At 65.6% G+C, this 8,238-nt stretch carries 6 protein-coding genes; all 6 read right to left on the bottom strand.

Annotated features, from left to right (window positions below; genetic code table 11):
• Positions 1 to 1,674: homocysteine S-methyltransferase family protein (locus tag BM199_RS18390; protein WP_177242677.1), on the bottom strand; the 1,674-nt coding region annotated here is incomplete at its 3' end.
• Positions 1,675 to 1,676: 2 nt separating this feature from the next.
• Entirely contained in the window at positions 1,677 to 2,654 is a 978-nt protein-coding gene (locus BM199_RS18385) for a carbohydrate kinase family protein (RefSeq protein ID WP_091674472.1), read from the bottom strand.
• 257 nt (positions 2,655 to 2,911) lie between these two features.
• A complete protein-coding gene (metK, locus tag BM199_RS18380) occupies positions 2,912 to 4,111 on the bottom strand; it encodes a methionine adenosyltransferase (protein WP_091674471.1) in 1,200 nt (399 codons plus the stop codon).
• A 60-nt stretch (positions 4,112 to 4,171) separates the two neighbouring features.
• On the bottom strand, positions 4,172 to 5,893 hold the full coding sequence (locus BM199_RS18375; protein ID WP_091674470.1) for a glycine/sarcosine N-methyltransferase: 1,722 nt from the start codon (positions 5,891 to 5,893) through the stop codon (positions 4,172 to 4,174).
• A gap of 890 nt (positions 5,894 to 6,783) precedes the next feature.
• Positions 6,784 to 7,518, bottom strand: coding sequence for a sigma-70 family RNA polymerase sigma factor (locus BM199_RS18370; RefSeq protein WP_281245714.1), 735 nt, complete (start codon positions 7,516 to 7,518; stop codon positions 6,784 to 6,786).
• Positions 7,499 to 8,062 carry an RNA polymerase sigma factor gene (locus BM199_RS18365; RefSeq protein ID WP_177242676.1) on the bottom strand — a complete coding sequence of 188 codons (564 nt, stop codon included), beginning with the start codon at positions 8,060 to 8,062 and terminating at the stop codon, positions 7,499 to 7,501. The genes BM199_RS18370 and BM199_RS18365 overlap by 20 nt, the downstream gene beginning before the upstream one ends.
• Positions 8,063 to 8,238: the final 176 nt, after the last annotated feature.

Below are 8,238 nucleotides of genomic sequence, written 5' to 3'. Positions count from 1 at the left end.
CGAGTTCAGCACCTGCCGCGCCGCGGCGTTGAGACCGAACGAGACGTTGGAGACCCCGAGGGTGGTCTGCACCTCGGGGTAGAGCTCCTTGAGCCTGCGAATCGCCTCGATGGTCTCGATCGCGTCCTTCCGGACCTCCTCCTGACCGGTGGAGATCGGGAACGTCAGGGTGTCGACGACGATGTCACAGACCCGCATCCCCCAGTTCGTGACCAGGTCCTCGATCAGCCTGGTCGCGACCCGGACCTTCCAGTCCGCCGTGCGAGCCTGGCCCTCCTCGTCGATGCACAGCGCGACCACGGCCGCGCCGTACTCCTGCGCCAGCTCCATCACCTGCTGAAAGCGAGACCCCGGCCCCGCGCCGTCCTCGTAGTTCACCGAGTTCACCGCACAACGGCCGCCCAACCGTTCCAGCCCGGCACGGATGACCTCCGGGTCGGTCGAGTCGAGCATGATCGGCAGGGTGGACGCCGTGGCCAGCCGGGTCGCGAGTTCGGCCATGTCCGCGGCGCCGTCCCGGCCCACGTAGTCCACGCACAGGTCCAGCAGATGGGCCCCGTCCCTGGTCTGTGCCTTCGCGATCTCCACGCAGTCGTCGATGCGCCCTTCCAGCATCGCCTCACGAAACGCCTTCGAGCCATTGGCGTTCGTGCGTTCCCCAATCATCAGGACGCTGGCGTCCTGGGCGAACGGCACCGGTTGGTACAGCGAGGACACCCCCGGCTGGGGGTCCGGTTCACGCGTGCCGGCGGGGAGGTCCCGAACGGCCTCGTGGACCTGGCGGATGTGCTCTCCCGTGGTACCGCAGCAACCACCCACCAGCCGTGCGCCGTACCGGGTGACGAAGTCACGCAGTGCCTCGGCCAGTTCTTCCGGCCGCAGCGGGTACTCCGCACCGTCCGCGCCGAGCTGGGGCAGGCCGGCGTTGGGCATCACCGACAGCGGGATACGCGCGCGCTGGGAGAGGGTGCGCAGGTGTTCGCTCATCTCGGCGGGCCCGGTGGCGCAGTTCATCCCGATGAGGTCGATGCCCAGCGGTTCGAGCGCGGTCAGCGCGGCACCGATCTCGGTACCGAGCAGCATGGTGCCGGTGGTCTCGACCGTCACCTGGGCGATGATCGGTATCCGCCTGCCCTCGGCCGACATGGCCCGCTTGGCCGCGAGCACTGCCGCCTTGGTCTGCAGGACGTCCTGGCACGTCTCGACCAGCACCGCGTCCGCACCGCCCACCAGCAGACCGCGCACGTTCTGCTCGTAGGCGTCGCGCAGTTTCTCGAAGGTGACATGGCCGAGGGTCGGCAGTTTGGTGCCGGGGCCGACCGCACCGAGCACGAACCGCGGCCGTCCCGGCTCGGCGTACTCGTCCGCGGTCTCCCTGGCCAACCGCGTGCCGGCCTCGGCCAGCTCGAAGATCCGGTCCTCGATGTCGTACTCGGCCAGGTTGGCGAAGTTCGTCCCGAAGGTGTTGGTCTCGATCGCGTCGGCGCCCGCGTCCAGATATCCGCGGTGCACACCGCGCACGACATCGGGACGAGTGACGTTGAGGATCTCGTTACACCCCTCCAAACCGGCGAAGTCGTCGAGCGAGAGCGGGAACGACTGCAGCATCGTTCCCATCGCGCCGTCGGCGACCAGCACACGCCTGCCGAGTTCGTCCAGGAAGGAACTGTTCATACTCACACCCGTAGTTTGGACTCGATCTCGGCCGCCGCGTCGTTTCCGTACGCACGCGCGACCCGGTCGGAGAAGTCTGCGCGGTTGAGCTGGTACTCCTGGGTGCCCACCGTCTCGAGCACGATCGCGGCCAGCGTGCACCCTGCCTGCGTCGCCCGCTCCGGACTGAGTTTCCAGTGCAGTCCCCAGAGGAATCCGGCCCGGAACGCGTCTCCGATACCGGTCGGGTCGACCTCCTCACGAACCGGGACGGCAGCCACCTCGATCGTCTCCTGGTCTTTCGCGGAGATCCGGACGCCGTCCGCGCCGTGCGTCTTGACCCAGCAGCCGACCCGGTCCATGACCTCGCCCTCGGTCCACCCCGTGCTGCGCAACAGCAGTGACGTCTCGTACTCGTTGGTGAACAGGTAGGCCGCGCCGTCGACGAGCAGCCGGACGTCGGCACCTCCCATGCGGGCGAGTTGTTGCGAGGGATCGGCGGCGAACGGGAAACCGCGCTGCCTGCACTCCTCGGTGTGGCGCACCATGGCGTCCGGATCGTTGGGCGCGATGACCACCAGGTCCAGACCACCGGCACGGTCCGCGACTGTCCGCAGTTCGATGTCCCGCGCCTCGGTCATCGCGCCGGCGTAGAACGAGGCGATTTGGTTCTGCGCCTCGTCGGTGGTGCAGAGGAACCGCGAGGTGTGCCTGGTTTCGGAGACGTGCACCGACTTGGTGTCGACCCCGTGGCGTTCCAGCCAGGAGCGGTAGTCGTCGAAGTCCGCGCCCACGGCGCCGACCAGGATCGGGGACATGCCGAGCGCACCGAGGCTGAAGGCGATGTTCGCCGCGACCCCTCCCCTGCGGATGTCGAGTTGATCGACAAGGAACGACAGCGAGACCTTGTCCAGCTGGCCCTCGACGAGTTGTTCGGAGAATTTTCCGGGAAAGACCATCAGATGGTCCGTCGCGATCGAGCCGGTCACCGCGATACGCATCGCGCACACTCCTAGAGGCTTATGTATTGAGTGTTATGCACACACGCAGGTGCAGCTATCATCCGTAGCTCACCTACACTCGGTCGCCGCGAGCAGCCCCTACTGTGGCAGAAAAGTACGCCACAGCGGGGGCCCTTCTCCGCAAGCTCCGGACAGCCCCCGTCAACCGAGTTGTGCATAACCCTCCTTGGGTTCTACGCACACTGTTCTACGCACGTTCGGGCTGGAACACCCGCGGCCGCGGGCACTGACGCCTGCTACGTCACGGCGTCCTTCAGCGCGGCGGCCCGGTCGGTGCGCTCCCACGGCAGGTCGAGGTCGACCCTGCCGAAGTGCCCGTAGGAGGCCGTCTGTGCGTAGATCGGGCGGAGCAGGTCGAGATCCCGGATGATCGCGGCGGGCCGGAGGTCGAACACCTCGTCGATCGCACCGCGGATCTTGTCCGGTGCGACCTTCTCGGTGCCGAAGGTCTCGACGAACAGCCCGACCGGTGCCGCCTTTCCGATGGCGTAGGCGACCTGGATCTCGACACGCTCGGCCAGATCCGCTGCCACCACGTTCTTCGCCACCCAGCGGGTGGCGTATGCGGCGGAGCGGTCGACCTTGGACGGATCCTTGCCGGAGAAGGCGCCGCCACCGTGGCGGGCCATGCCGCCGTAGGTGTCGACGATGATCTTGCGGCCGGTGAGTCCCGCGTCGCCCATCGGTCCGCCGAGCACGAACCGGCCGGTCGGGTTGAGCAGCACCCTCGGATCCTCGGACTGCAGCCCGAGCTTTTCGATCTCCGGCTTGATGACCTGCTCGGTGAGATCCACCGCGAGCATGCGGTCCAGGTCGATGCCCTCGGCATGCTGTGACGAAATCACCACGGTGTCCAACCGGACCGGGCGCTCGCCCACGTACTCGATGGTGACCTGGGTCTTGCCGTCCGGGCGCAGGTACGGCACCACACCGCTGTTGCGGACCTCGGTGAGCCTGCGGGCGAGGCGGTGGGAGAGCGCGATCGGCAACGGCATCAGTTCCGGGGTATCGGTGCAGGCGTAGCCGAACATCAGCCCCTGGTCACCGGCGCCCTGCTTGTCCAGGTCGTCCAGCGCCTCCTCCAGTCGCGTCTCGTACGCGGTGTCCACACCCTGTGCGATGTCCGGGGACTGGGAGCCGATCGCGACGTTCACCCCGCAGGAGTTGCCGTCGAAGCCCTTGCTCGACGAGTCGTAGCCGATCTCCAGGATCTTCTCCCGCACCAGTGTCGGCACGTCGACGTAGGCGTCCGTGGTGACCTCGCCCGCCACGTGCACCTGACCGGTAGTGATCATGGACTCCACCGCGACCCTGCTGCGCGGGTCGAGTGCGAGCATCGCGTCCAGGATGGTGTCGCTGATGGCGTCACACATCTTGTCCGGATGGCCTTCGGTCACGGACTCGCTGGTGAACAGTCTGCGGTTGCCGGTACTCAAGGAGGTCACCTTTCACTGATCGGAGGTGCGGTGCGCTGGTGCTGGTGATTCGATGCGCCCTCAGGCGCGGACGTGGAAGATTCCCCAGGTCAGATCGCCTGCCTTGCCACCGTCGATCCAGTGCCGCAGGCCCACCTTCATCGGCGTCAGGTAGTCGGAGCTGACTCGCCGCGCGATCTCCGCCTCCCTCCGCTCGGTCTCGGCGAGCACCCGGCCGTAGTGGATGGCCAACTGATCGGTGTGGTCGTCGAACTCGATGGAGCGCATGCCGAGCCGGTTCAGCTCCCGCCGGTAGAACTCCGGGGAACCCATCGATTCCAGATGCAGCCGGTCAAGAATCGGTCGAAGCGCAATCTTGTCGCAGGTGTCCGAAGCCATGGGGTCGGTGAAGACGAACTCCCCTCGCGGCTTCAGCACCCTGTCGACCTCTTGCAGCACCCGGATGCGATCCCCACTGTGCAGCATGGCGTCCTGCGACCACACGACGTCGAAGTGGTTGTCCTCGAAGGGCAGGTCCTCGAAGGATCCGTCGACGACGTCGATCAGGTCGGCCAGGCCCTGCTCGGTGTTCAGCGCACGGTTGCGCTCGTTCTCGACCTCGCTCAGGTTGAGGCAGGAGACCCGGCACCCGTACACCTTCGCCAGGTACCTTGCGGCACCGCCGTAGCCGGAACCGATGTCGAGAACCCGGACGTTGGGACCGAGTTCGAGCTTGCTCGCCATGCGCTCGACGGTTCGCCTGCTGGCCGTGGCGATGTCCTCGTCGGCGTGGTCGTACAGTCCGACGTGGATGTCCTCGCCACCCCATACGGAGTGGTAGAAACTGTCCGCATCCTGCGAGTTGTAGTAGTCCCGCGCCGTGTTCACCGTGGTCGAGTAGGTGAGCCGCTCGTCCTTGGCCTCCACATAGCTCTTCTCCGCGAGATGAATCAGGAAGTCCGGTTCATCCGCGGAGAAGGCGTCCTGGAAGTCGCCATAGGTCTCGACCCGCTGGAAGCCGACCTCACGAACCAGGCGCCGGACGTAGTCCTTGCGCAGTGGGTACATGTTCAGGTGGTACTGGGACTGGTCGGGAAAGCTGTAGCGGAACCTCGCGAGACCCTCGTCGACGTACTCGGGTTCGGCCTTGACCTCTTCACCGCAGTAGTAGTACGCGTGCTTGCTGGTGAATCCGGAGTCCAGAATGGCGTCATAGTTCCGCTGGTCCAGGATCAGGATGCCGTCGTGCTTCAGCACGGCGTAGAACTCGGCGAGCGCCTTGCGCCGGTCGCGTTCGGAGAACAGGTGAGTGAACGAGTTGCCGAGGCAGATCACCGCATCGAACTCACCGTGCACGTCGCGGTTGAGCCAGCGCCAGTCCGCGTGCACCACCCGCAGGATGTGACCACCGTAGTTCTTGCCGTTCTCGAACGCCTTGGCCAGCATCTCCGGGCTGCCGTCGACGCTCACCGTGTCGAAGCCCTCCTCGATCAGCCGCACGGAATGAAACCCCGTACCGGTGGCGACGTCGAGCACGGACTTCACGCCGTGGGACTTGAGCAGGTCCACGAAGAACCTGCCCTCGCTCTCGTATCGCTTCTTCCAGTCGATGAGCTCGTCCCACTTCTCCACGAAACCGGTCACGTACTCGTCGGTGTAGTGGTCGGTATCGCGGACGAGCAAGGGGTCGTCGCCGAACGCCTGCGCGGGGTGTGCCTCGATGGCCGGTTCCGCCTGGCCACCGGCAACGCCAGCACCACTGGCCGGTCTCGAATCCGTCACCCCAGGAGTCGATTTGTTCATGTGCGTTTCCCTCCAGATTAGGCCGGATACACAAATGCTGGCGCGCAGCACGCCGCTCTTGACGAAAAAGTGCAGGTGGATGCGATCCGTCTCGCACCTCGGACCGGTGGGCACATTTCACACGGCGACGCCCACTCCCAGAGAAGCGTCCATAATAGACCGTGCTGCCCGGCCCTGGCTGTGCTCACGGCGAATCGACGCTGACCGCCCGTGAACCGCCTACACACAATGTATTGACCCGGACCACGGTTAATCAATGCGTCGAAGGCGTGATCTGCGATTTCACCCGTTGTACAGGTCGGACTGACGCGATCCGCACCTTTGGACACAGCGCGAACAGGCCACGAAACAGGCCATACCGGGTGGTCGTAGCGCTGTGGACGCACATCCCGGGCGGGCCAGTCGCGCGAGCTCGTGCGGACTTGCCGATGAGACCGATCATTCACTCGTTCAGCCCAGTGACAGCAACGCAATGTAGCCCTCGGTGGATGTTGTGATCAGTTCTTAACCCGCGTGTTTGATCCGGCGGTCGATCTCAAGTTCGCTGTGTGTTCACTTCTGCGGCCACACCGTCTGACACGAAGCACCACCCCAGGGTGACCGGAGCCCCGATCGGCCCGACGCGACACCCGAACCGCCCCCCTCGCCTGAGCCGAGGGGCGCACTCGACAGCCCGGGATTCATCAACAACCTTGAATACGTCAGGGGAAGCAAGGAAAGGCGAACGCCGACCCGCCGGATCGTCAATGCAATCAGCCACACATCTGCGCGAATACAGAAAAGAGCAAATCAATATCCGTCAGGGAAACAATGCTCGCTCAGTTATTTCCGTCTATACAATCCAGGTACCGGAAGCAGATTCACGAAAGACAGTGACGCGCATGCCGAAATCATTCTTCTCGCTCGTCCGTGATCATCGTCCGGAGTTTCGCCAACGCGCGATGCTGCGCCACTCGTACCGCTCCCGGAGTGGAATCGACCGCGACCGCGGTCTCCTCCGCGGTCAGCCCCACGACCACCCGGAGCAGGAGAATCTCGCGCTGACGTTCGGGTAGCACCTGCAGCAACCGCCCCAGCCTGCCGGTCAACTCGTGACGCAACGCCTTCCGTTCCGGCCCGGGTGCCCCGTCCCGCCCGTCGGGCGCGTCGGCGACCGGAACGGACAGGTCCCGTGCGGCCGAACGATGCGCATCGGCCACCTTGTGCCGCGCGATCCCGTACACGAACGCCAGGAATGAGTCGCCCTGGTCCCGGTAGGACGGAAGCGCACGGAACACCGCGATGCAGACTTCCTGCGCCACATCGTCGGCCGAGGTGAACCCCCGAACCTGACTGCCCACCTTCGCCCGGCAGTACCGGACCATCAGCGGGCCGATCGTCGACAGCAGCCGCTCGATCGCGTACCGCTCCCCTTCCTGCGCGGCGGCGACGATTTCCGGAAGGTCCTCACCCGCGATCCCCGGGTTCCGCCGCGGCTCGTCCAGAGTTCGCGTCACTGATCTCCAGCGCACCTCCACCAGTGCTCGTTCGACGTCCACGGCACCACGCACGGATTCGGTGAAACTGCTGTCGGCCTCATCGAGCCATTTGGTGAACGTCGCCTCGTCACGACTCATCGTCGGCATCCCCCTGCTCCTCGCCATCCCCCGAGTCGGCCCGATACTCTCGCTCGTAGATCCGCTTCAGCCGCTTCCTGGCGTGGCGCAGGTTCGACCGTACAGTGGCCTCGGAGATCCGGAGGTCATCCGCGATCTCCTCATTGTCGCGTTCTTCGAACACCAGCGCCATCACTTCGCGTTGGCGCCTCGGCAGCCGGCTGAGCAGCGAGAGAATCTGCTCATCGCGCAACACCGACGACTCCGGGCCGTCGTGCTGATCGCGGTGACCGTTCCCGGCGCTACCTGCCCACTCGCTCGAGCGCGCGCGCTCCAGACCAGCTTCCAGCCTCTTCAGCTGCTGACACGCGTACCTGCGTGCGATCGTTCGCACCCACGCCCCGGCGTGCTCGACGTCGTCCCATGCCTCCATCACCTTCGCCATGGCCTCGGCCGCCGCGTCCTCCGCCATCACCGCACTGAACCCGCTCTTGCGCAGGTATGCGATCAGCCGTCCGTAGTCCTCCCGGAAGAACCGTTCGAAATCACCAGGACTGCCCCCACCCGACACCACGGCTCCCTCCCTGCGGTCCGTGTCTACCGAGTAAGTAGGCCGGGGGACGTCCCGCGTGCAAGACCTCCGCACAGTTCTTTGCCGGACCGATCCCTGCGGTCATCGCCCGATCAGACCAACCGGTGTGCGTTCGGCACCCCTGAGTGACGGGACAGGCACGGCTTGGCAAGATGCCA

It is taken from the genome of Amycolatopsis marina, from assembly GCF_900111885.1.
In the GTDB taxonomy this organism is placed as follows: domain Bacteria; phylum Actinomycetota; class Actinomycetes; order Mycobacteriales; family Pseudonocardiaceae; genus Amycolatopsis; species Amycolatopsis marina.
Note: the sequence above shows the minus strand (reverse complement) of the source record. Positions and strands in the feature narration are given on the sequence as shown.